This is a genomic window from Enterococcus spodopteracolus (assembly GCF_030441955.1).
Classification (GTDB): domain Bacteria; phylum Bacillota; class Bacilli; order Lactobacillales; family Enterococcaceae; genus Enterococcus_B; species Enterococcus_B spodopteracolus.
Window position 1 is genome coordinate 281,246 of sequence record NZ_JARJHD010000001.1, and the last position, 23,706, is coordinate 304,951.

Here is a 23,706-nt window from a genome sequence, read left to right on the forward strand (position 1 = left end):
GATGAACTCAATAGAAGATAAATATCTGGGATCTTTATTAGGGGTTGCAATCGGTGATGCCATGGGATGGCCACAAGAAAGAAGTCAAACAAAAAATAAATCTGCTAGGAGTACAGATTTTCAAAAATGGGTAAGACGTTCGGGTTATGGTCACACCTATACAGAAGAAATCATAAAAAAAGGAAGTTACAGTGATGATACCCAACTGACGCTAGCGACTGCGAGGGCGTTAAACTATCGTAATTTTCTATCTTATTTTGGAAGAAGCGAATTACCTTCGTGGTTGCTTTATGAACGTGGAGGAGGAGGAGCTACGAAGCGCGCTGCTCGTTCATGGTCGAATGGCAAACCACCGTGGAAGCAGAATAAGAGTGCCATCCAATCCTATTTTGAAGCGGGTGGAAATGGTGTAGTCATGAGGGTCATTTCGCATGCTTATGAGAAAAATATAAGTAGTGAAGAAATGAATCAAAAAATATTTTTGAATGGAATATCTACCCATGGACATCCTAGAGCTATTTTGAGTGCGTTAGTCTATGGAAAAGCTGCGGAGTATCTGATTACCAACAACAAACAAATGAAATATGGGGAATTAGTTGACTATCTCATTAATAAAAAAGAAGAATGGTCTAAGTTTCCTGTACCTAATAATATCAATGATTGGTTGAATGCTTCATTTTCTATAGGTATAAATTATCAAAAACTGTGGGAACAGACGGGAGAAGAGTTATTTGATGGATTAACATTAATAAAAGAAGCGTTAGCAAATGGATTATTTGATCAAACATCTGAGACGTTATCGAAATTAGACTGCAATAATCCGAAAATGAAAGGTTCAGGAGTCGTTACTTGTTTGACAGCGATCTATATCGTATCTAAATTCTCTATAGATCCACAGAATGGATTGTTAGAGATCGCTTTTTTTGAAGGGAGTGACACGGATACAAATGCGGCAGCAACAGGCGGTTTATTAGGAGCAATCCATGGCACACGATGGATCAAATCAGAATGGTTGGGTGTTCAAGATGTTGAGTATATCACTCAGTTGGCTAAAACGATACCGGAAGCAACCATTCCCGAAAGAAGAGATATGTGGAATTTTTCTGAATCAAAAAATTTGATAAAAGAACTACATGGAAATGATAGAAAGAAAAAGTCTGTAAAGCTAGGTCCTTTTGACAATCTAACAGTTGTAGATAAATACCCTATAAGGTCACAGAAAAATAAAGAAGTCTTTGTATTAAAAAATGAAGAGAGTCAAACATTTTACTGTAAGTTACAAAAACCTGTCTTTAAAAATGAGGACACTGAGTTAAGGAGAAGTGAACTCTTTGATTTGGAACTTTCACCAGAACAAATAATCGAACTACAAAATACTTTACCTCAAAGAATTACTCTAGCAAAGTTTACCTCTTTACTAAGTGAAACCATACGTATGCTTCGAAATAAACCTTTAGATATTTTTGGAGAATTAGATGTAGAGCAAATAGAAAATGAAGTTAGAAAAAAATGCTCATATAAAAAAGAGATACGTCTGTTTGTAGAAAAAGTTTACAGATATTATTTTGAATAGACGATGAATTATTGAAGACAGATTGACAAGTGAAAACGACGCCCCACAGCTGCCAAGTCTAATTTATAAAGATAGAACGATCATCGCCGAATATGGAAAAATCAATGATATAAAAGTTTGTTTAAGCATCGTTAAAGTCAAAGTGAATAACGAAGCCACACCAGAAAAAGAGTTTCCTAATCAACCATAGCCAAGGAGATCCGCTCCAAAGAAAAATGGCGTAAGAGAATCATTTCTTCCTAAAACGGGAAAATCTGTTTTTTTATATGCGAATTGCTCTAGGAGGTATCTTAGTAGTAGTTGTACTAATCGTTGCAGTAAAAAAGGAAACAATGATTTGACTGGACGTAAAAAAACTGAATAATCAAACTGTATTTAATTTGTAGTAAACTTCACTAATAGGATTGGTTATTCTATCTTTTTTTCGATATCAATTTAGCAGAGACTGTCCTCCAAATAGTTGAATAGCAATATTTGGAGGGCTTTTTTTATAGATTATTTGATATTACTCGGTAAAAAAAATGGGGGGAAAATCAATGTCAAGTTCAAATTTTGCTCTTAATGATGAAAAAATATGGACTGCTTAACTCTTCTTATTCCTGTTAAAATGAACTATAATAAAGTAAAAGTCTGACGTATTATCTCAGTGTTCGCTAGATGTTTTCACTTAACGTTTGTTATTAGTAGTGGAACGAAGCATAAATACGAGATAAATAATTATTATTACTTTATAAAAATTATTATTTTTTTAACAAAAAATTCATAACTAACATGTATCTTAAAATTAACTAAAGAAAAGGATGTAAGAAAATTGAAAAAAAAGTCTACGTATAAATTAGTTTCATTTGTATTTCTTTCACAAATGTTATTAACTACGCCTTTACAAGTATTAGCAGATGAACAAGTTTTTTCTGCGGACCAACCAGTAACAGCGGAAGCCCAAACAGAAACAACAACGGATTCGTCTGATACCACAGGTGAAGATAACACAACAGATACAACAACAGATGGTACAGAAGAATCAACGCCACCGGCTACTGGTGATTCAAGTGAACCAAGCACACCTGATACTTCAGAACCGACAGAGCCAAGCACACCGGAGGAAACAAAACCAACGGAGCCGACAAAACCAACAGAACCGACGAAGCCGACAGAGCCAACACAGCCGAGTCAGCCACAAAAACCAACGCCACCATCAACTGGCGGTTCTACTGGAGAAACACAACCAACTACACCACAGCCGACACAACCAGTGACACCACCTGCTACACCTGTGGCACCAACGCCTGCTCCTGCAGCGCCAGTTGCTCAAGAGGTACGTCAACCTTCTGCAACTACACCGATCCAAGATCTTGTACCATCAAGTCAAGAAACGGCTGAAGGATCGATCCATTTTGAAAAAGATGAATCAGTTGAGAGCTTCATTCGCAAAATCGGTGAATCTTCTCGAGAAATCGGGCAAGAACATGATTTATACGCATCAGTGATGATCGCCCAAGCGATTTTAGAATCAGCTAGTGGACAAAGCCAGTTGGCGCAAGCGCCTAACTACAATCTTTTTGGGATCAAAGGTACACACGAGGGTAATGGTGTGACATTTGCCACACAAGAAGATGCTGGTGATGGTACATTGTATACGATCCAAGCAACATTCAGAAAATATGCCAACTATGAAGAAAGTCTTGAAGACTATGCTAAATTAATGACTGAAGGCTTGACTGGAAATAGTGAGTTCTATTCAGGTGCTTGGAAATCCAATGCAGAAACTTATAAAGAAGCAACAGAATTTTTAACAGGCCGTTACGCAACAGATACAAGATATAACGAAAAACTAAATGGTCTGATCGAAACGTATGATTTAGAACAATATGACAAAGAAGTTGCCGGACCTGAAGTGAATAAAGAAGGATATATCGTGCCATTAAGAAATTATACGATTTCTAGCCCATTTGGTCCTCGTGGTGGTGAATTCCACCGTGGATTAGATTTTGCGGCACCTCAAGGGGAGCCAATCTATGCTAGCAAAGCGGGTACTGTGATCAAAGCAGAATTCCATCCTTCATGGGGAAATTATGTTGCCATTGAACATGAAGATGGTACAACAGCGCTTTATGCTCATCAACAAGAATACGTCGTGAAAGTTGATGATGAAGTTGAACAAGGACAAATCATTGGGTTTGTCGGTTCTACTGGTAATAGTACAGGCAGCCATCTGCATTTTGAGATCAGTCGTGACAACAGCTTATCTCAAGCGCAATTGATTGATCCAGCAACTGTTTTGTTTTAATTAGTGATAATAAAAACGTCATTGAAAGGAAATTTCTTTCAATGACGTTTTTTTATTATTGACTTCAGTCGGTTTTGTTCACATAGCGTCCGAAACAAAAAACCTGCGTTTCTATGCGTGGATGAGATAGCATTATGCGCTATTTAAAAGGACGCAGCGCAACTTCAATACATGAAAAACATGCGAATTTGAAATATTAGTATGGAAATAAAAGCTTTTGGTCCTAAGGATACTACGTGAGTATGAGTGTGTTAAATCAAAAAAGATTGAATAAATATATTCGAGAACAAGAAGCAGATGATCGAATCAAAGATAAAGAGTATGTAGATCCATTTAATAGTTAAAGAGCAGATAGGGCTGTGAAGAGGTTAGTGGTCATTTAAAAAAGCCCATTCATAGGGGGTAGCGACGGTTAGCCATTCCTGGGCTGTTAAAAAGCTACCCGTTTTCACGGGTAGATATTTACTTGCTTTTCCCAATAGCATCATTTCGTAGAATTTTCTTGTTTTATGTTATTGTAAGAGAAAGAACAAACAAGAAAGGAAGAAATCGGATGAAAAAAGCGTTGTTGATCGTTAACCCTAGTTCTGGAGGAGAAAAAGCAAAAGAATATGAAGAAATGGCAGAAAATAAATTGCGTACTCTTTTTGATGAAGTCCAAGTTTTGCATACTGAAAAAAGTGGTGACGCGACGAAATTTGCTCGTGAAGGGGCGCTAGGGAAAGTCGATAGTGTCTTTGCGATGGGCGGTGATGGAACAGTCAATGAGGCGATCAGTGGTCTCGCAGAGCAAGAGGAACGACCAAATTTTGGCTTCTTCCCTTTAGGAACGGTGAATGATCTAGCACGAGCGTTAAATATGCCGATTGATCCAGAGGAAGCCATTCAACAATCCTCGATCGAACACACGAAACCGTTAGATATCGGGAAAATCAATGATCAATACTTTATGAACGTCGTTGCCATTGGAACGATTCCAGAAGCAATCAATGACGTTGATCCTGAAAAGAAAACCAAATTAGGAAAGATGGCTTATTTTATTTCGGGCTTCAAACAATTGACGAATACCCAGTCCTATACGTTCCGCGTGGAAGCTGATGGCGATGAGGAAGAAATCGAAAGTAGTACACTGTTGATCGGTTTGACGAACTCGGTCGGTGGTTTTGAAACACTCTTACCAGAGGCAGAAATCAATGATGGAAAACTTCATTTTGTATATTTAAAAGACCGCTCATTTTTTGATACCTTAAAAGCAGTGCCTGATTTGATCAAAGGGGTCGATGCGGAAACAGAGAATCTTGCCTATCAGACAGCAGAGAAGTTAGTGATTTCTTTAGTGGACAAAGAAGAACTAGCAACAAATATCGATGGAGATGAAGGAACAAAACTTCCAGTAACGATTCAAGTGTTACCGTCTCATCTATCCGTTTATTGTTAGAATCACATTTAGCAAAATCAACTTGACCAACTACCTAAAACCATGACCATGAAAGATAAAAGATAGAAAAGGGAGACTCGGTGATGAAACAAATCAACCGAGTCTCCCTTTATTTTTTGCGCTTTTTTGTAAACTTTGGATGAATTTGTGAAGAGGATTTTTTATGGTTTTCATTTATTTCAAAAAAACTCAGTTGTCCCAAAGTGTTGGTTGATTATGATCAACCAACACTTGTTTCACAAATGATTTACCCTCTTCGTCTACTCTTATCTTGAAGTCCATTAGAAATTTATAATGAATGTCAGGGGCATCCCCCCTCTAGGACCACCTAAAACCGGATAATCGACTGGAACAGAATAATCTTTTCGAGAAATAAGGCGCCATCCATAAAAGTTTGCAGAACAATTTTCGTGGATGGTAGGATGGTACCTTATTTTTCGGGATTAAACACCTCCGTCCCGACCTCTCGCGCCATCTAACGCAGCAACAAATCGTTGCGTGATTTCTTGTGGGCGGGTAATGGCGCCCCCAACCACGATACCAGCTACACCTAACGCTTGGATTTCCTTGGCTTGTTGGGGCGTGTGGATCTTTCCTTCTGCAATCACGCACACATCTGCTTCAAGAAGTCGTTTGATCAACTGCACATCGGGCCCTTCTGTTTCTTCACTTTCTTCGGTATAGCCGCTTAATGTCGTCCCGACAAAATCAATCCCGGCTTTATAAGCATTGATTCCTTCTTCAAAGGTCGCAATATCTGCCATAAATAATTGATTAGGATATTTTGTTTTGATTTGTTCAATAAATGCGTTGATCGATAAGCCATCGTGTCGTTTACGCAGGGTACAATCAAGTGCGATCACTTCTACGCCAGTGGCGACTAATTCATCCACTTCTTTCATCGTTGCAGTGATAAACGGTTTTTCAGGTGGATAATCCCGTTTGATAATACCGATCATCGGTAAATCAACTTTTTCTTTGATCTCTAAAATATCTCTGACCGAATTTGCCCGAATACCGACTGCGCCAGCTTTCTTTGCAGCTAGTGCAAAATAAGGCATCAAGCCACCTTCTTCTGAATAAAAAACTTCGCCAGGCAATGCTTGGCAAGAAACGATCAATCCATGACTGATTTGCTCTAAAAATTCTTGTTTGTCCATTTGTCAAAAACTCCAATCTGAAAACAATAGTAAGCCATTTCTACCAAGAAATATAGCATCCGCTTTCATGCGTGTAAAGAGAAAGGACCTTATTCATAGCACCTTCTATTGGAAAAATCATTCGTTTACAAAAGAAGGATCAAAATTTTTTAATATATACTGAAAAAGTTCTTGATTTTTTCTTGAATTTTGGATATGATTTTAACAATTTAGGGTGATTTAAAGAAAAGGGGAAGAAAAATGACGAAGTATCAACGAAAGGTATTATTATCAACATCGGCGGGTATTGCTTTAGAAAATATGGACATTATGTTTTTAGCTTTTTCATTATCTTCAATGATCGCAACTTTTAATATTAGTGGAACGCAAGCAGGATTGATTGCAACGATTACTAATTTAGGGATGCTCGTTGGAGGTATTTTTTTTGGATTGATGGCGGATAAATATGGGAGAGTCAAAGTATTTTCGCAAACAGTCATTTTGTTCTCAATTGCTTCTTTACTCATGTATTTTGCATCGAATATTTATCTTGTTTATCTGTTTCGTTTTATCGCAGGAATCGGCGCTGGCGGAGAATACGGCGCATGTATGTCATTGATTTCTGAAAGCTTTTCAAAGAAACAAATTGGTCTTGCATCTTCGGTAGCTGCAGTCGGCGCACAAGTTGGTGCAGCTTTGGCCGCCATCTTAGCAGCAGTGATCATTCCTTTGTTTGGCTGGAAAATGCTTTATGTCATCGGTGTCTTGCCGGTCTTGATGGTTTTGTTTATTCGAAGAGGGCTAAAAGAACCAGAGGCATTTGAAGAAACAAAAGAAACTGGGAAAAAGACAAAGCTGAGTCATTTGTTCCAAACGAAACGCATGGCATGGCAAACGACAGGTCTTAGTCTGATGGTTACTGTACAGATTGCTGGTTATTTCGGCTTGATGAATTGGTTGCCTTCAATCATGCAAGCACAATTAGGTCTATCAGTATCGGGTTCCTCTTTATGGATGATCAGCACGATTTTGGGGATGTCATTAGGGATGATGACGTTTGGGATCATCATGGATAAAGTTGGTCCAACCCTCGCATTTGGTTTGTTCCTGATTTGTTCCTCTTTATCTGTCTTTTTACTCGTACTTGCACACAGTCAATGGAGCTTAATTGCAGCAGCAGTAGTTGTAGGTTATTTCATCAACGGAATGTATGGTGGGTATGGAGCAATTATCAGTAGTTTGTATCCAACAGAGATCCGTGCGACGGCGAATAACTTTATCATGAACCTAGGTCGAGCAGTCGGTGGTTTTTCATCGATCGCGATTGGATTTCTAATGGATCATTATAGTTTGACGGCTGTTATTCTATTTCTAAGTGGAATTTATTTAATCAGTTTACTTGTCTTGATGACTTTATCAGGAGTAAGAGATCTGAAAACAAGTTTACAACAATAGTAAATAGATCAAAGCAATTATCTAACATATGATTAAATTGAGGCTGTGACAGAAGCGTTTGTTCTAAGTAGGAGAAGACGAATGTCACAGCCCCAGTTTTACATAAAGCACCGACCAACCAATCCAAACTACGAACTTAGCGTGGATGAGAAGTAAATGATTCTTTCCCTTGATTGAAAACCGGCGATAAGATATTTCTTTTTTCTGAAAAATAGAACAGATTATTAAAATAAGTATAAACTATTTTCTCGCTAAACATGGTATGATTAATGTGACTTGATTTAAAATTAGGAGAAGATCAATGGAAAAAAGCATGGAAAAAATCAATCAGTTTAGAGATGATCGCAATTGGCGACAATTTCATAATGAAAAAGATTTAGCAATTTCGATTTCTTTAGAAGCTTCAGAATTATTAGAGTTATTCCAATGGAAGCAACCAGAAGAAGTGACAACCACTCAGCTTGAACGAATCAAAGAAGAACTAGCAGATGTGTTGATATACTCTTATATGATGGCCGACAATCTAAATTTAGATATCGATACGATGATTGAGGAAAAATTAGAAAAAAACAATCAGAAATATCCAGTAGAAAAAAGTAAAAACAACAAAGTAAAATATACGGAGCTATGATAGATAGTGCAAGAGTGGAGGAAGATACATGAAAAAAAAAGGAAGAGTCAAAAAGTGGCTGGTCAATTTTTTATTGTTTCTACTATTAATAGTAGGATTAGCCTTGATCTTTAATGAACAGATCAAAGATTTTTTTGTTAAAAATACGGGAGATGCGTACGCTATTTCTAATGTGACTCGTGATGATATTGTCAAAAATAATCAAAAAGAGGCAAACTTTGACTTTGATTCAGTTGAATCAATGAGTTCAGAAGCGGTGTTAAGAGCCCAATTGAATCGACCGGAGCTACCAGTCATTGGAAGTATCGCCGTCCCTTCCGTCTCGATCAATTTACCGATTTTTAGAGGGTTGGATAATGCAAACTTATTGTACGGTGCCGGAACATTGGATCCAGATCAAGAAATGGGGAAAGGAAACTATGCCTTAGCAAGTCACCGTGCCAACAATCCCGAATTACTTTTTACTCCGTTAGAAAATCTAAACTTAGGTGATAAAATCTATATCGTCGATTTGGAAAACGTCTACACGTACAAAGCGACATTCAAAGAAAAAGTCGCCCCTTCGGCAACAGAATTATTGAACATCGAAGAAGGAAAAGAATTGATCACCTTGATCACTTGTGGGGATATGGACGCCATTACACGCCTAGTCGTCCAAGGAGAACTCGAAAGCATCACACCAATGAAAGAAGCCACCCAAGAAATGAAAAATGCCTTTGACATGCCAACGAGAACGTTTTAGAAGAGGTTGTGAAAAAGCCGTTCAGCTCCAAGTAATAAGGGCCTCCCTGAGAAAATAGTTTTCTATATTTTCTCAGGGAGGCCCTTATTATCGTAGGAGTTGGCTTTTGAACACCATTTGTCAAGGTTGTGAAAGCAGCGATTAGCACTAAGGCATAAGACAGAAAAATTGAAAATGGCTTTTTCATTTTTGATTTTTTTGGCTTATGATCGAAGTGTTGCTTCTTGAACACCGTTTATGGTGGTTGTGAGAAAAACGTTCTAATCTAAGCAGTATGATAGAACAAAGCTTTTCATATTCTGATCATCAACATCACAATAGAGAAAAAAGGATAGAAATGGCTCGTTCATTTTCATCCTTTTTTGTTACTCTCATCGCATGTATATTGGATTCAGTGTTACAAAATACTAAAAGTTCTTCTCCTTTTGAAAAAATAAAAACGATGAAAAGGGTTGCATAGCGAATGTAACAGTGATATAGTAAATGTAGTTAAGCAATGGATTGTTACTGTTCGGCAGGCAAAACCAGAATTCAGCTAGTAATTACGGGCGGATTCTAGGTTTTTTTATTTTTTAGTTGGGAGGTCGATGTAGATGGTCATAGAAAAAGTTTTGAATAATAATGTCGTCATCTCAAAAAATGAATTAGGCGAAGAAATCATCTGCATGGGAAAAGGTCTTGCTTTTCAAAAAAAATCAGGCGATACGATCTCTGAAGAATCGATCCAAAAAGAATTTGTGCTAAAAGATTCTTTTACTACGCATCAGTTCCAACAATTGATGGCAGATGTCCCATTAGAAGAGGTCGAGCTTGTGAAGCAGATCGTCGACCTTGCCGAAGAACAATTAAACATCCAATTATCGCCAAACATCTATTTGACACTGACCGACCATATCCATTATGCGATCAGTCGAGCAAAGGAAAACATCGAATTACCGAATCCTTTATTATTTGAAACAAAAAAGTTTTATCCTAAAGAATATCGAGCAGCCAAACAAGCCCTTCAACTTGTTGAAGAAAAGCTCGGTGTGACCTTACCAATGGATGAAGCAGGCTTCATAGCCTTTCATTTCGTCAATAGTGAGCAAGGAAATGGCGACATGCAAGTAACGATGGCGGCAACGAAAATGGTGCGAGATATCCTAAGTATCATCAGTAAATTTTTCGGCATCGCCTTTGACGAAGATTCCTTGAATTATCAACGGATCATCACACATTTACAATTTTTCACACAACGATACTTAAAAGATGAAGCTTCAGATGAGAAAGATGAATTTCTTTATGCGCTTGTCCAAGGAAAATATCCAAAAGCGTTTCGCTGTGTGGAACGGATCAATGAGTATCTTGTACAAACGCAACAAAAAGAGATGGGACCAGGGGAACAAATCTACCTGACGATCCACATCCAACGTGTAGTAACAGAAAAACAAACCCAATCATAAGGATTGTTACTGGATCAAGCAGGCAAAACCTAGATTGAAAATATGGACACGTCTAATCACGTGACCGTTTTTTCAATCTAGGTTTTTTATTTTATCAAAAAGAAAGAAGGAAAGAATATGGATAATCAAGCAGTAGGACGGAGAGTCTGGGAAGCCGTAGGTGGAGAAAAAAATGTCAATAGTTTAGTGCATTGTGCGACAAGATTACGTTTCAAATTGAAAGATGAATCGATTGCCGATACGCAGAAATTAAAAAATGACCCCGATGTCATCCAAGTCGTTCAAAGTGGCGGCCAGTATCAAGTCGTTATCGGCAGTAATGTGTCGGATGTCTACCAGGCGATTGTTGATGAGCAAGGGTTAGGAGAAGGTGCAGGAGCGGATAGTGAGGATACAAGTAAAAACCCTCTAAATCGCTTGATCGATATTATTTCAAGTATTTTCACACCGTTTTTAGGTGCAATGGCAGCTGCGGGGATATTGAAAGGTTTCTTATCCCTTGCATCAGTACTAGGTTGGTTGACAGCTGATAGCGGAGCTTATCAAATCTTGTTTGCAGCAGCAGACGGGGTCTTTACTTTCCTACCAGTGATGCTAGCTTTTACAGCTGCAAAGAAATTCAAGACTAATCAGTTTTTATCGGTAGCGATCGCTATGGCGCTAGTCTATCCAGCAATCACACAGTTAGCAGGTTCAGGATCGGCAGTAGACTTTTTTGGTCTACCAGTGATCTTGTCTCAATCAGGCTATACTTCTTCTGTTATTCCAATCATCTTAGCCGTTTGGGTACAAAGTAAGTTTGAGCCACTTGTGAAGAAAGTTATTCCACAATTTTTACAAATGATTTTTGTGCCAATGATTGTCTTGTTAGTTATGGTGCCTTTGACTTTCTTAGTATTAGGGCCAATTGGAACCGTTATCGGTAATGCCTTAGGTGGGTTGTTCAATTCGATTTATAGCTTTAGTCCATTAGTTGCTGGAGTCATCATGGGTAGCATGTGGCAAGTGTTGGTTATGTTCGGGATGCACTGGGGCTTTGTGCCAATCATCTTCTTGAATATCGAACAATATGGCTTTGATGTTTTGATGCCAATGCTTTTACCAGCAATATTGGCACAAGGTGGTGCAGCATTAGGTGTGGCTTTACGTACGAAAGATTCAAAATTACGCTCATTAGGAATTTCTTCAATGATTACTTCGTTCTTTGGAATCACTGAACCGACTGTTTACGGTGTGACTTTACCTTTGAAAAAACCATTTATCGTTGCCTGTATTTCCGGTGGGATCGGTGGAGGCATCATCGGGTTTGCTGGCGTAAAAGCATTCTCTAGTGGTTTGATCAGTTTACTGACCATCCCAACATTTATCAGTACCGATCCAGCACTGGAATCAAGTGTAATCATGGCGATCATCGGTACAGCAGTTGCTTTTGTTCTTGGTTTTGTCGGTACTTACTTGATTGGTTTTGATGAAGAAGTACAAGATGAAAAATTAGAAGCAACAGAAACTACCACAGGGGATACGATCAGCACAGCACGTCACAATTTGAAAAGTCCATTGACTGGAAAAGTCTTACCACTGACAGAAGTACCAGATAAAGTCTTCTCTTCTGGAGCAATGGGAAAAGGGATTGCGATTGATCCTGAGAAGGGTGAATTAGTTGCTCCGGCAGATGGCGAAATCACGACGATTTTCCCAACAGGTCATGCAGTTGGTTTGACAACCACAGATGGTGTAGAGATTTTGATGCATATCGGAATGGATACTGTCGAATTAAATGGTGAAGGATTTGCAACATTTGTCAAACAAGGAGACAAAGTAAAAGCAGGTGACTTGCTTGTCCGCTTTGATATTGAGAAAATAAAAGCAGCAGGCTATAGCGTGGTCACTCCTGTGATCGTAACGAATACCGATCAATTTGCAGATGTGTTAGAACTTGATCAACAAGAAATTATTGCTAATGAAGATTTTCTGGCAATTGTAAAATAAAAGGAGGAAAACAAACATGACAGCACGATTCAAAAAAGACTTTTTATGGGGTGGCGCAACAGCTGCCAATCAATTAGAAGGTGCTTTCGACCGCGATGGGAAAGGCTTATCTGTCGCCGATGCTATGCCTGGTGGTAAACAACGTTTTGCAATCATCGGGAGTGAAGAATTTGATTGGACGATCGATGAGGAGAAATACCTTTACCCCAATCATCGTGGAATCGAACATTACGATCACTTCAAAGAAGATATTGCTTTATTTGCAGAAATGGGCTTTAAAAGTTATCGTTTCTCCATTGCTTGGACACGAATTTTCCCTCAAGGTGATGAGCAAACACCAAATGAAGCGGGCTTAGCTTTTTATGATGAACTGATCGATACGTGCTTGAGCTATGACATCGAGCCAGTCATTACGATTTCTCATTATGAAATGCCATTACACTTAGCAAAAGAATACGGTGGGTGGAAAAACCGTCAGTTGATTGAGTTTTATGAACGTTTTGCTCGTACAGTGTTAGAACGTTACAGCAGCAAAGTGAAGTATTGGATGACGTTCAATGAGATCAATTCAGCTTTCCATTTCCCAGCATTGAGTCAAGGATTGGTCAAAAGCAATGGCGCAAGTGATTACCAAAATATTTTTCAAGCATGGCATAATCAGTTTGTCGCTAGCAGCAAAGCGGTGAAGATCGCACATGAGTTGCGCTCGGATATCCAAGTAGGCTGTATGATCATTTATGCAACGACCTATAGTATTGATGCAAATCCGATCAATCAAGTGGCTACATTGATCCAAAATCAAGAGTTCAACTTCTTCTGTACAGATGTGCAAGTTCGTGGCGAATATCCAGCCTATACAGCACGTACGTATAAGAAATATGGAGTTGACGCAGCAAAACTAGAACAAACAGAAGAAGATTTCCAATTATTAAAAGAGTATCCAGTGGATTATATCGGGTTTAGTTACTATATGTCATCAGCTATCGATGAAATCAATCCAGATGCCGATACATCGAATGGAAACCTACTAGGCGGCGTGAAGAATCCATTCCTTGAAGCAAGTGAGTGGGGCTGGCAAATCGACCCTGAAGGATTGCGCGTGGCGTTGAATGAATTATATAACCGCTATGAAAAACCACTGTTTATTGTTGAAAATGGCCTGGGTGCGATCGATAAAGTGGAAGAAGATGGCTCAATCAATGATGATTATCGTATCGATTACTTGCGTCGTCATATCGAAGCAATGGCTGATGCAGTTGCTGATGGGGTCGATTTGATGGGCTACACACCATGGGGCTGTATCGATTTAGTTAGCGCATCTACAGGAGAAATGAGTAAACGCTATGGATTTATTTATGTCGACCTTGATGATGAAGGGAATGGGACTTTAGCACGTACCAAGAAAAAATCTTTTGACTGGTACAAGGCAGTCATTAAAACGAACGGCGAAGAATTAGGATAAATAACGACTGGGCCATTTTTGTAGAAAGGCCTTTCACCACAAAAGTCCTTACAAATTTAATGATTGTTTGAAATTTCTGATAAAATTCTCCTTGTTTTTATAATCAGTAATTATGTTATTAAAACAAGGGTATAACAAAGGTACGAAAAAAGTAGGGTAATAAGCTTAGATGTTTTGTTATATCTAAGCTTATTATTTGTACATAGGTAGACCAATTATCAATATTTCTATTCTTTTTTTTGTTTATTTATGTTATTCTCTTACTAACATAAAGGTGAAAGGTGAAGCTATGAAAAGAACGCGTGTATTATATTTAGAAGTAGCAGACAAGATCAAAGAGGATATTTTTTCAGGAAAGTATCCGGTGGGGAGTATGCTACCGACTGAAAATGAGTTAGAAGAATTGTTCCAAGTGAGTAAAATCACTGTGCGAAAAGCTATCGAGTTATTAGCCACAGATGAATATGTCGAAAAGAAAAGTGGTCGGGGAACGACAGTATTAAGCAATCGTCCTTACAATCGTTTATCTAAAGCCGAAAGTTTTACTCAGATCTTAAAAGATTCCCAATACGAGGTTCGCAAAGAAACGATTGGTTTAGAAAAAATCAGTATCAAAAAAGATCATCCATTATATTCGATGTTTGGTTCAGCTGCGGTATGCTTCAAGCGTTTGTATTATTTAAATGACCAACCATATATCTATTTTGTTCACTATTTACCAAAAGACATGAATAAAATGAAACAAAAAGAATTTGATAAAGAATCTTTATATCGGTTGCTCACACAGAATAATCACATTATCGACTCTTTTTCAGATGACTTTTCTGCCACGTTTTTAACAGATGAAGAAAAAGCACTATTAAAGACGACTTCAGAAATCGGTATCAAGCGTGTACGTCGATCAACGACGGAAGATCGAGAAGTGGTCGAGTATTCAGAGGCAATTTATCATACGGATCTACATCCTTATCATATCAACTACGAAACATAGACAATCGCAATGAGGTCGGGGCAGAAGTGTGTAGCCTCGAGAAACAAGGCGTCATCCATGAAAATTGTTCTTCAAATTTTTGTGGATGGCGCCTTGTTTCTCGAAGAGGTTACTTCTGTTCCCGCCGTTTATTCGGTTTCAGGAGGTGGGAGAGGCCGATTGTCTCAGTCTCTTTTTGTCAGAATAATCATATATTTTAATGAAAATGTTTACATTATATCATTAATATGTTATCTTTTATTTAAACATTATAATGTTTTGGTAAGGGGGAATAACAAATGGATAAATTTGTAGGGTTGATCGAACAAAAAATCATGCCTGTTGCGAATCGGATTGGTACACAGCGTCACATGACAGCGATTCGAAAAGGAATCATTGCGACGATGCCATTAACGATCGTTGGTTCATTTTTTACGATATTATTGAACATCCCGATTGCGTCGGTCGCGGCAGTCATTGAACCATATCGTGCAATTTTAGATATCCCATTTCGATATACAGTGGGGATCTTAGCTTTATATGCCACATTTGGGATTGCCTCTTCATTAGCAAAGAGCTATCGTTTAGATTCATTAACTGCCGGTATTTTAGCCTTGATGTCCTTTCTGATCGTAGCTGCGCCACCAACTCAAGTGTTGGAAGATCTTGAAGGAATAACCGCTGGACGCTATATCAATATTGCGAATCTTGGTTCAGGTTCTTTATTTGGGGCAATCGTAACAGCAATTTTGTCTGTTGAGATCTATCGTTTCTTTATTGAAAAGAAAATCACGATAAAAATGCCAGATGGTGTGCCGCCAGAAGTGACGAATTCTTTTGTCGCATTGATCCCAGGAGCAGTGATCTTGATTTTCTTTTGGGTCATCCGACATTTGCTTGGCTTTGACTTGAATGGTTTCTTGAGTCAATTGTTGATGCCACTTAAAGGCGTGTTAGCAGGGAACAGTTTATTTGGTGGACTACTTACGGTTTTCTTGATTTGTTTCTTCTGGGTATTAGGGATTCATGGACCAGCTATCATGGGACCGGTGATTCGTCCGTTTTGGGATATCTCGATTGCTGAAAATATTGACGCATTCAATGCAGGAACCAATGCACATGATATGCCAAATATCTTTACAGAACAATTTTTACAATGGTTTGTCTGGATCGGTGGGGCAGGTACGACACTTGCATTAGTCGTACTGTTCATGTTCTCCAAATCCAAGTATCTGAAAAGCTTAGGACGTCTGTCGATCCTTCCTGGTTTGTTCAATATCAATGAACCAATGATTTTTGGGGCACCAATCGTCATGAATCCAGTATTGGGTATCCCATTTATTGTCGCACCCTTAGTAACGACAACGATTTCTTATGTCCTTACGGTAAGTGGTTTAGTGCCAATGATGGTCGCACGGTTGCCTTTCGCGATACCAGCGCCACTTGCGGCTTGGATGAGTACCAATTGGAGTGTCGCTGCGGGTGTCTTAGTCGTGTTCAACTTCTTTATCACTTTGGCGATCTATTATCCATTCTTCAAAGTATTTGAAAAACAACAGCTGGCACAGGAGAGAGAAGAAGAACAAGCAGAACAAGCCTCTGTCCAGATCACAGATGGTATCACGAACGAGTAAATAGAAAAGAAAGCAGGAGTTAATATGAAACGTTCACTAGGAATCTCTCTTTATCCTGATCACAGCAATCCGCAAGAAGATCGTGCTTATCTCGAAATGGCACATAAATATGGGTTTACTCGAATTTTTATGAGCATGTTAGAAGTGACTGAGGAAACAGAACAAATCAAACAGAAATTTCAGCAATTGATCGAATATGCTTCATCACTTGGGTTTGAAACGATTTTAGATGTCGCACCATCGATTTTCGAACAGTTGAATATTTCATATGATGACATGAGTTTTTTTCATGAACTAGGTGCAGATGGGATTCGTTTAGATTTAGGATTTGATGGCAGAAAAGAAGCGCTACTGACTTACAATCCTTACCAGTTAGCAATTGAATTGAATATGAGTAATGATGTGGCTTATTTAGAAAATATTTTGAGCCATCAAGCGAATACCCCGTTTTTATACGGGTGTCATAATTTTTATCCTCAAGCAGGAACTGGACTTCCTTATGAATTTTTTGAAACATGCAGTCGCCGATTTAAACGCCAAGGCATCCGTACTGCCGCTTTTATTACTTCTCAAACGGGCACAATCGGTCCTTGGGATGTAAACGATGGCTTGCCAACATTGGAAATGCATCGCCAGTTAGGCGTCGTTCCAGCGGCTAAACATTTATTTGCGACTAACCTTATTGATGATGTCATTATCGGCAATGCGTATGCTTCGGAAGAAGAGTTGCAAGCATTAGGTGCAGTTGATCGATACCAAACTGTTTTTGCTATTGAGTTTCTTCCTCAGACCCATGAAGTCGAACGAGGAATTGTTTTGAACGAGCAACACGTTCGCAGAGGGGATATCACGTCGCAAGTGATCCGTTCGACAGAAGTGAGAAAAATGTATCAAGCAGATGCTAATCCTCCCCATGACAATGAAGAAATGTTTCAAGTGGGAGATGTCGTCATTGGAAATGATTGCTTTGGGAAATATAAGAATGAGTTACAGATCGTATTAACGCCACATCAAGATCCAAGAAAAAATAAAGTGGGTGCCATTGTTGCGGATGAACAACTGTTACTATCTTTCGTCCACCCTTGGTCAAAATTCAAATTTAAAGAAAAGTAGGCGTTTGTCATGTTTGATTTAATTATAAGAAAAGGTCAGGAGTTAGGCAAAGAACCTGTTGATATCGCTGTGAAGAACGGTAAGATTGTCTTGATCAGTAAGCACATCGAAGAATCTGGGAAACAAGAACTGGTACTTTCAGATGAACAGTATCTCTCCGCAGGGTGGATCGATGATCATGTCCATTGTTTTGAAGAAATGACATTATATTACGACTATCCCGATGAAATTGGTGTAGATAAAGGGGTAACAACGGTCATTGATGCTGGAACGACAGGTGCGGAAAATATCCACACATTTTATGAACATGCAAAGCAAGCAAAGACAAATGTTTTTGCTTTATTGAATATTTCAAAATGGGGGATTGTGGAACAAGATGAGTTGGCAGATTTATCAAAAATCCAAACGGATCTGGTTCATCAAAAACTAACAGAATTGCCTGATTTTATTGTAGGGTTAAAAGCTCGGATGAGTAAAACAGTCGTGGGTAAAAATGGGATTACGCCTTTAAAGTTAGCAAAAGAAATCCAAAAGCAAAATGCTGGATTACCACTAATGGTCCATATCGGTTCTGCGCCTCCACGTTTAGATGAAATTTTAGCGCAGATGGGAAAGAATGATGTGATGACCCATTGTTTCAATGGAAAGCCTAATGGCATCATTGATCCAGTGACCAATGAAATCAAATCCTTCGTCAAACAAGCCATTGCTGATGGTGTGGTGTTCGACATCGGTCATGGGACTGATAGTTTCAACTTTGACGTGGCAGAAACTGCGCTCCATGCGGGAATCAAAACCGATTCGATCAGCACAGATATCTATATCAGAAATCGTAAAAATGGTCCGGTATATGATTTAGCAACGACGATGGAGAAACTCTACGTTATCGGTTATTCTTGGCAAGAAATTCTTGAAAAAGTGACCAGCGCACCAGCGAGACAGTTCAACCTAGCGACAAAAGGCAATATCAAAGAAGGCTTTGATGCAGACTTTACGATTTATAAGTTTCTCGATCAAGAAAAACAATTGACGGACTCGAATGGCAATATACGAACGACCACACAGCAAATTATTCCTGTAAGCGTTATTATTGGGGGTGTCAGTTATGACTGTGAATCATGAGAAATTTGGCTTGAATGAAGTGATCAATGCTTCTGGTCGAATGACGGTCTTAGGCGTGTCCACCGTGAGCGAATCGGTGTTAGAAGCCCAGCGTTTTGGGGGCGAACATTTTTTTGAAATGGCTGAATTGATGAAGAAAACCGGTGCATACTTGGCAAAACAATTAGAAGTAGACGATGTTCAAATCGTTTCTTCCGCATCTGCTGGAATCGCTCAATCCGTTGCTGCGGTGATCGGTCAAGGATCGATGTACCATGTGCATCACCCTTATGACGAAACAATCAAACGCAGAGAAATCATTTTACCTAAAGGTCATAATGTCGATTATGGTGTGCCAGTGGAATTAATGATCCAACAAGGAGGAGGGCATGTCATTGAGGCAGGGTATGCCAACCAATGTACACCCAACCACATCGAGGCGATGATCACCGAGCAAACAGCAGGTATTTTGTACATCAAAAGTCATCATACCGTACAGAAAAGTATGTTGGAGGTGGCAGAAGCGGTAACAGTGGCTAATCACTACGAACTGCCTTTGATCGTTGATGCAGCAGCCGAAGAAGACTTACTTAAATATACCGCATTAGGCGCTGATCTAGTGATCTATTCAGGTGCCAAAGCGATTGAAGGTCCAAGTGCAGGGATGGTGATTGGTAAAGATCCGTTCGTTTCTTGGGTTCGTCTGCAATCACAAGGCATTGGTCGATCGATGAAGATCGGCAAAGAAAATGTTTTAGGATTTGTCCAAGCAGTCGACGATTATTTGATACATGGTAGCGAATCAGGTGAATCGATGAAAAAAAGAGTTCAGCCATTTGTCGAAGCACTTGAAAAGTTGCCAGGTATCAGGGCTAAAGTCGTCCAAGATCCTGCTGGGCGAGAAATCTATCGTGCCAGTATCCAAGTCGTTACAGGCTCTGCCAGGACGATCATCGAGCAGCTAAAAGCAAAAGCCCCAGTCATTTATACCAGAGAGTACCAAGCGAACAATGGGATCATTGAGTTCGATATTCGCTCAGTGACGCAAAAAGAGATGGAACAAATCATCCAACGTTTAAATGAAATCTTACAACCAAAGGAGTAATCATGATGTCATTGACCCCAAATTATCTTGAAGATAGAATCTGTTTGAATGTGCTAGCCAATTCTGTCGAAAATGCAAAAAAATGTTATGAAGAAGCCGAAGGGCATATCTTACTAGGTGTTTTGTCTAAAAATTATCCAAGTGATGATGCAGCTATCACAGACATGAAAAAATACCAAGAAGCAACAAATAATGCCTTATCGATCGGCTTAGGTGCCGGCGATCCAAAGCAAAGCCAGATGGTGACTCGCTTGGCGAAAGTATTACAACCCCAACATGTCAACCAAGTTTTCACAGGTGTTGGCGCTTCTCGTGCGGTCTTAGGACAGTCAGACACGATCGTCAATGGTTTAGTTTCTCCAACTGGAAAAGAAGGATACGTCAATCTTGCCACTGGTCCTTTAAGTAGCCAAGGCCCTGCTGCGATGGTACCGATCGAAACAGCCATTCGTTTGTTACAGGATATGGGTGGAAGCTCGATCAAATATTTTCCAATGAAGGGATTAGCGCATAAGAAAGAATATGAAGCTGTTGCAGCAGCTTGTGCAGCGTTTGATTTTTATTTAGAGCCAACGGGTGGAATCGATTTGACGAATTTTGAAGAAATCGTTCAGATCGCATTAGATGCAGGAGTCAAAAAAATTATCCCTCACGTCTATAGTTCGATCATTGATCCAGAGACAGGTGATACTCGACCAGAGGAAGTCCGTCAGTTGTTGGATATGATGAAAAAATTAGTGAGAACAGGTGAGTGACCATGAAAATCGGTGCATTTGGTGAAGTGATGTTGAGGCTGACACCCCCTGAATATCTGATGTTGGAACAAACGCACACTTTGCGTATGGCATATACTGGAACAGGTGTGAATCTAGTTGGTAATCTAGCACATTTTGGAGTAGAAAGTTACTTGTTGACGGCACTACCAGCCAATCGTTTGGGGGATGCAGCGTTAGCTAATTTGAAGAGTTTAGGTATCAATACCTCCTATGTCATTCAAAAAGAACGACATATCGGTACTTATTTTGCTGAGATGGGCTATGGAATCAGACCAACAGAAATTACCTATCAAAATCGTAAAAATAGTTCTTTTGGTTTAGCGACAGTGGCTGATTATACCATCGAGGACTTTATCGAAACAGTTGATTTAGTCCACATCTGTGGCATCAGTTTGAGTTTAAATGAGCATTCCGCGGAAGTGGCGCTTGCTGTAGCAAAAACAGCGCATAGAAAAGGAAAAAAAGTTTGTTTTGATTTTAATTTTCGTCCGAGTCTAAACCAAGAGCCAGATAAAAAAAGAGTGATGAAAGAACGTTATCAAGAAATACTGCCCTATTGCACGATCATCTTTGGTTCTGTTCGTGATTTGTCTGAATTATTAGAGAGGCCGATCGACCTTTCCAGTCGTTCTGCCAAGATTCGCTCGTTCCAAGAATTTTTAAGTGATTATCAAATCGATTGGTTTGCTGGTACGACACGGCAAGCAACCAGTGAAAAGAAACAACTAAGTGGCTATCTGATGTCTTCGACAGAATGGATCGAAACAGAAGCGTATCCACTGGATAGTTTAGATCGTATTGGAGCAGGTGATGCCTTTGCTGCGGGGATTTTATTAGGCTATAGTGAGGATTGGTCATTGGATCGAACCGTTCAATTTGCATTAGGTAATTCACGCTTAGCCCACACGATACAAGGGGATGTGCCACTCACGACTAGAAAGCAAGTGGACCAATTATTGACGCATCCATTGATAGATTTAAACCGATAACTAAAGTTATACAAAAAACTGGGGCAAAAATGGTACAGTTTTTTGTAGCTTTTCAGATTTGCTTGACTCTCAATCTAGGAATCAGTATCATAAATGGCAGATAGAAACAGTCAAATAAAAAAGGCCCCCCAATTTTTAGTGGCAGCTAAAAATTGAGGGCTTGAGTAGTCAACGCATTGACCAATCAAGTTTGCCATAGTCAATGGAAACCATCGACCGAGTTCATTGTATCGAATCTTAAAGGAGATTGCTAGCTTTTTTGTCGATTAAATGAATAAAATGTATGGGCTTTTATTTACTGTGCCAAAAGAGGAGGGACAATCGTTCCCTCTTCTTTTTTTGTCCAACACGTATACCCAAGGACGATTGATCAAACTATAAGTCTGAAAGAACAAGTAATGATCCACAACATCGTTTATTGCTTTTTTTTATGCTTCCTTATCAATGATCAAGGCAAGTCATGCGTTTTGACCTCATGGATCGTTTGACTGTTTTCTATCTTCTATCGGATCAGCCGTTGAGAATTTGTTGATCGATATAAATAAAAATAACAAAAGAAATAAAATGGATTTCTTTCTTCAACAGAAGTCAAATGTTATTCGTAAGAAAGTCGAAAGAAAGAGAATATCACAAAGTAAGACCATACTTTTTTTAGTTTTTAGTTATTTAAAAAATAGTATTAAAACATAATTCATTGAAATGTTACCCGAAGACAAAACACTATATATAGTGTTTTTTGTTTTGTATAACACTAAAATATAACTAAATCTAGTCTTTTATTTTAAAAAAACAAGAGTAGAATAAAGGTAGATCGATTAGTAAGGATGTGTTTTTTTTGAAGTTGACTATTTTTTGCGGTTCACGTTCTGGGCAAGATCAGAAGTATATTCTGTTAGCTGAAACGATTGGAAAATATATGGCAGAAAAACAAATTGAATTGGTTTATGGTGGATCAGATTCAGGTATCATGGGTGTTTTTAGTCGCACGATCTTACAAAATGGCGGACAAGTAACAGGGATCTATCCAGTCGGGCTGTTTTCTGCAGAATTACCAAAAACAGATGTTACCACGTTTATACCAACGGAAACGATCGATAAACGTAAGGAACTACTATTCGAAAAAGGAGAAGCAGTGCTGGTCTTTCCTGGAGGACTAGGTACACTCGAAGAATTTTCGCAACTACTCTCCTGGATGGCGATCGGCCTGATACCAGAAAAACCTATTGGTATCCTTGATGTTCATGGGTATTATTCAGGATTGAAAGAATTGATTGGGAATTTCGCGAGAGAAGGATTTATGGCTGAGAAATGGCTCAACCATCTTTATTTTTCAAATGATCCTTTTGAGCTGATCAATCAATTATGTGCAACAGAAAAACAAACGAAATCAATGATGCAGGAGATTAAATAATGAGTTATATTTATTTAGCAGGACCATTCTTTTCAGATGAACAAATCGAGCGGATTGCTCAGGTTGAAACGGCATTGACTGCCAATCCAACGGTGGATAGTTTCTACTCACCAAGACACCATCAACACAGTAATTATGAGATGTTTAGTGGCGGATGGGCGCAAGAAGTCTACGAGAGAGACATGAAAGAACTTGCCTCGGCAGAGCAAGTTGTAGCAATCCTAGACTTTGAACATCAGACGATCGATCCTGGCACTGCCTATGAATTAGGTGTCGCCACAGTGATGGACAAACCGATCATCATTTTTCAAGAAGAAACGGTACCAACTAATTTGATGATCACTCAAAGTTTACATTCATATGTAAAAACGTTCGAAGCAATCCAAGTATATGATTTTAAGATGTTACCCAAAAGTACTTATAAAGGCGAATATTTATAGAATGAGAAG

19 protein-coding genes and 1 pseudogene are annotated in these 23,706 nt (G+C 39.0%); 19 read left to right on the forward strand and 1 reads right to left on the reverse strand.

From position 1 onward, the window contains the following. The first annotated feature begins 1 nt into the window (after position 1). The 4 genes and pseudogenes from P3R27_RS01325 to P3R27_RS01340 all read left to right on the forward strand — a co-directional run bounded on the left by P3R27_RS01325 (position 2) and on the right by P3R27_RS01340 (position 5,298). On the forward strand, positions 2 to 1,573 hold the full coding sequence (locus P3R27_RS01325; protein ID WP_126134269.1) for an ADP-ribosylglycohydrolase family protein: 1,572 nt from the start codon (positions 2 to 4) through the stop codon (positions 1,571 to 1,573). A gap of 811 nt (positions 1,574 to 2,384) precedes the next feature. Further along, a complete protein-coding gene (locus tag P3R27_RS01330; RefSeq protein WP_034686804.1) occupies positions 2,385 to 3,860 on the forward strand; it encodes a glucosaminidase domain-containing protein in 1,476 nt (491 codons plus the stop codon). 134 nt (positions 3,861 to 3,994) lie between these two features. Continuing rightward, positions 3,995 to 4,204 (forward strand): annotated as a pseudogene (locus P3R27_RS01335) (transposase); the annotation flags it as partial. 209 nt (positions 4,205 to 4,413) lie between these two features. Then, positions 4,414 to 5,298: a diacylglycerol/lipid kinase family protein gene (locus P3R27_RS01340; protein WP_126134268.1), complete on the forward strand. Its 885-nt coding sequence runs from the start codon at positions 4,414 to 4,416 to the stop codon at positions 5,296 to 5,298. Positions 5,299 to 5,741: 443 nt separating this feature from the next. Here P3R27_RS01340 and P3R27_RS01345 read toward each other — a convergent pair whose 3' ends face one another. Then, positions 5,742 to 6,458 (reverse strand): N-acetylmannosamine-6-phosphate 2-epimerase, encoded by a 717-nt coding sequence (locus P3R27_RS01345; protein ID WP_126134267.1) that lies wholly within the window; start codon positions 6,456 to 6,458, stop codon positions 5,742 to 5,744. A gap of 240 nt (positions 6,459 to 6,698) precedes the next feature. On the opposite strand from P3R27_RS01345, the gene P3R27_RS01350 reads away from it, so the two are divergent. The 15 genes from P3R27_RS01350 (at position 6,699) to P3R27_RS01420 (ending at position 23,697) form a co-directional block, all read left to right on the forward strand. After that, positions 6,699 to 7,892, forward strand: coding sequence for an MFS transporter (locus P3R27_RS01350; protein WP_301356840.1), 1,194 nt, complete (start codon positions 6,699 to 6,701; stop codon positions 7,890 to 7,892). 301 nt (positions 7,893 to 8,193) lie between these two features. Beyond that, the gene (locus P3R27_RS01355) at positions 8,194 to 8,523 is read left to right on the forward strand and encodes a nucleotide pyrophosphohydrolase (RefSeq protein ID WP_034686794.1); all 330 of its coding nucleotides are present in this window, start codon (positions 8,194 to 8,196) and stop codon (positions 8,521 to 8,523) included. A 28-nt stretch (positions 8,524 to 8,551) separates the two neighbouring features. Then, the gene (locus P3R27_RS01360) at positions 8,552 to 9,265 is read left to right on the forward strand and encodes a class A sortase (protein ID WP_034686792.1); all 714 of its coding nucleotides are present in this window, start codon (positions 8,552 to 8,554) and stop codon (positions 9,263 to 9,265) included. Positions 9,266 to 9,858: 593 nt separating this feature from the next. Further along, positions 9,859 to 10,707, forward strand: coding sequence for a BglG family transcription antiterminator LicT (gene licT, locus P3R27_RS01365; protein WP_034686789.1), 849 nt, complete (start codon positions 9,859 to 9,861; stop codon positions 10,705 to 10,707). A gap of 117 nt (positions 10,708 to 10,824) precedes the next feature. After that, the gene (locus P3R27_RS01370) at positions 10,825 to 12,696 is read left to right on the forward strand and encodes a beta-glucoside-specific PTS transporter subunit IIABC (protein ID WP_034686786.1); all 1,872 of its coding nucleotides are present in this window, start codon (positions 10,825 to 10,827) and stop codon (positions 12,694 to 12,696) included. Between the two features lie 16 nt (positions 12,697 to 12,712). Continuing rightward, positions 12,713 to 14,158, forward strand: coding sequence for a glycoside hydrolase family 1 protein (locus tag P3R27_RS01375; RefSeq protein WP_126134266.1), 1,446 nt, complete (start codon positions 12,713 to 12,715; stop codon positions 14,156 to 14,158). A gap of 289 nt (positions 14,159 to 14,447) precedes the next feature. Continuing rightward, on the forward strand, positions 14,448 to 15,149 hold the full coding sequence (locus P3R27_RS01380) for a GntR family transcriptional regulator (RefSeq protein ID WP_010734698.1): 702 nt from the start codon (positions 14,448 to 14,450) through the stop codon (positions 15,147 to 15,149). A gap of 278 nt (positions 15,150 to 15,427) precedes the next feature. Beyond that, positions 15,428 to 16,762 (forward strand): PTS sugar transporter subunit IIC, encoded by a 1,335-nt coding sequence (locus P3R27_RS01385; RefSeq protein WP_034686778.1) that lies wholly within the window; start codon positions 15,428 to 15,430, stop codon positions 16,760 to 16,762. 24 nt (positions 16,763 to 16,786) lie between these two features. Continuing rightward, positions 16,787 to 17,875, forward strand: coding sequence for a DUF871 domain-containing protein (locus tag P3R27_RS01390; RefSeq protein WP_034686776.1), 1,089 nt, complete (start codon positions 16,787 to 16,789; stop codon positions 17,873 to 17,875). 9 nt (positions 17,876 to 17,884) lie between these two features. After that, positions 17,885 to 18,997, forward strand: coding sequence for an amidohydrolase/deacetylase family metallohydrolase (locus P3R27_RS01395; protein ID WP_034686774.1), 1,113 nt, complete (start codon positions 17,885 to 17,887; stop codon positions 18,995 to 18,997). Further along, positions 18,981 to 20,081, forward strand: coding sequence for a DgaE family pyridoxal phosphate-dependent ammonia lyase (locus tag P3R27_RS01400; protein WP_034686773.1), 1,101 nt, complete (start codon positions 18,981 to 18,983; stop codon positions 20,079 to 20,081). Before P3R27_RS01395 ends, P3R27_RS01400 begins: the two co-directional genes overlap by 17 nt. A gap of 5 nt (positions 20,082 to 20,086) precedes the next feature. Further along, positions 20,087 to 20,836, forward strand: coding sequence for a 2-dehydro-3-deoxy-phosphogluconate aldolase (gene dagF, locus P3R27_RS01405; RefSeq protein ID WP_034686772.1), 750 nt, complete (start codon positions 20,087 to 20,089; stop codon positions 20,834 to 20,836). A 2-nt stretch (positions 20,837 to 20,838) separates the two neighbouring features. Continuing rightward, complete coding sequence (locus tag P3R27_RS01410) at positions 20,839 to 21,846, forward strand: sugar kinase (protein ID WP_034686761.1); 1,008 nt, start codon at positions 20,839 to 20,841, stop codon at positions 21,844 to 21,846. A gap of 835 nt (positions 21,847 to 22,681) precedes the next feature. Continuing rightward, positions 22,682 to 23,257 carry an LOG family protein gene (locus P3R27_RS01415; protein WP_034686759.1) on the forward strand — a complete coding sequence of 192 codons (576 nt, stop codon included), beginning with the start codon at positions 22,682 to 22,684 and terminating at the stop codon, positions 23,255 to 23,257. Continuing rightward, positions 23,257 to 23,697, forward strand: coding sequence for a nucleoside 2-deoxyribosyltransferase (locus P3R27_RS01420; RefSeq protein WP_034686757.1), 441 nt, complete (start codon positions 23,257 to 23,259; stop codon positions 23,695 to 23,697). Before P3R27_RS01415 ends, P3R27_RS01420 begins: the two co-directional genes overlap by 1 nt. Positions 23,698 to 23,706: the final 9 nt, after the last annotated feature.